This is a genomic window from Chthonomonas sp. (assembly GCF_035294505.1).
In the GTDB taxonomy this organism is placed as follows: Bacteria; Armatimonadota; Chthonomonadetes; order Chthonomonadales; family Chthonomonadaceae; genus Chthonomonas.
On the sequence record NZ_DATGKU010000126.1, the window covers coordinates 1 to 1,168 of the forward strand.

Annotated in this window: 2 protein-coding genes; one reads left to right on the plus strand and one right to left on the minus strand. The window is 56.2% G+C overall.

The features are described from left to right. Positions 1 to 97 precede the first annotated feature (97 nt). Positions 98 to 952 (minus strand): acetyl-CoA carboxylase, carboxyltransferase subunit beta, encoded by an 855-nt coding sequence (gene accD, locus VKV18_RS07475; protein ID WP_324203587.1) that lies wholly within the window; start codon positions 950 to 952, stop codon positions 98 to 100. A gap of 94 nt (positions 953 to 1,046) precedes the next feature. Between accD and VKV18_RS07480 the strand changes: the two genes are divergently transcribed. After that, positions 1,047 to 1,168: chorismate mutase (locus VKV18_RS07480; RefSeq protein WP_324203588.1), on the plus strand; the 122-nt coding region annotated here is incomplete at its 3' end.

Sequence of the window (1,168 nt, forward strand, 5' to 3'; positions counted from 1 at the left end):
AGGGCATCTTTGCGTAAAACGGGGTCGGCGGCGATACGCTTGAGTTCGGCGATATTGGCGTCGAGCTCAGAGATGGGTTTTTCAAAATCGAGCGGACTTACAGACATGCCGTAGGCTCCTCACAGAGTAAAGAGAGTACGGAGGCGAGAGCGGAGCGCATCTCACGTCTCGGCACGATACGATCGATCATACCACACCGAAACTGGAATTCAGACGTTTGAAAATCGTCGGGCAGGCGTGTGCCCATATCCTGATTGCCGACTCGGCGCCCGGCAAACCCGATAAGCGCTCCTGGCTCGGCAAAGGTGATGTCGCCCAAGGAGGCGTAGGAGGCATAGACGCCGGCCATGGTGGGGTCGGTCAACACGACGATGAAGGGCAGCCCGGCCTCCCCAAGGCGCGCCACGGCGGCGCTTGTTTTGGCCATCTGCATCAGAGAGAGTAACCCCTCGAACATGCGGGCACCGCCCCCGTTTGCGGTGAAGACCACCACAGGGAGACGCTCTTGGATGGCCCGTTCGATGGCCCGCACAATCTTCTCTCCGACCACGCTGCCCATGGAGCCGCCCAAGAAAGAGAAGTCGGCCACGCTAAGGACTACCTTATGCCCTCCAATGCGGGCATAGCCACAAACCACCGCATCGGTAAGCCCGGTATCTTTTCGCGCCTGCTCTAACTTTTCGCGATAGCCGGGGAAATCGAGAGGGTCTGTGGAGAGGAGGTGCTCATCGAACTCCTCAAAACTGCCTTCATCCACCGTTATCTCGATGCGCTTACGCGCAGGTAGGCGATGATGATAGTTGCAGTGGGGACATACGGAAAGATTACGCTCCACATCGCGAGCGAACAGAATCTCGTTGCACTTTGGGCACTTCAACCATAGACCACTAGGCACCTCTTTGCCTGTTAGGCCGTTGCGTGATGGACGTTTGAACCAGCTACCACGTGCCATTGGTATAATATTAACCTCCTGTGCAGATGCAGGAAAAAGCGTATCGTCTGTAAGAACGTTTGCGACAAACCGTTGAACGAGGTGAAACCCAACGATGAGCTTGCCGGAATGGCGCAAAGAGATTGACCAGATTGACGAACAGATTTTGCACCTGCTGAATCGCCGTGCAGAGCTTGCCCGTCAGATCGGGCATGCCAAATCACGAACGCGATCACA

What these genes read in the sequence shown, in the direction of transcription:
- accD (WP_324203587.1), bottom strand. Translation starts at nt 952, where the DNA reads ATGGCACGTGGTAGCTGGTTCAAACGTCCATCACGCAACGGCCTAACA.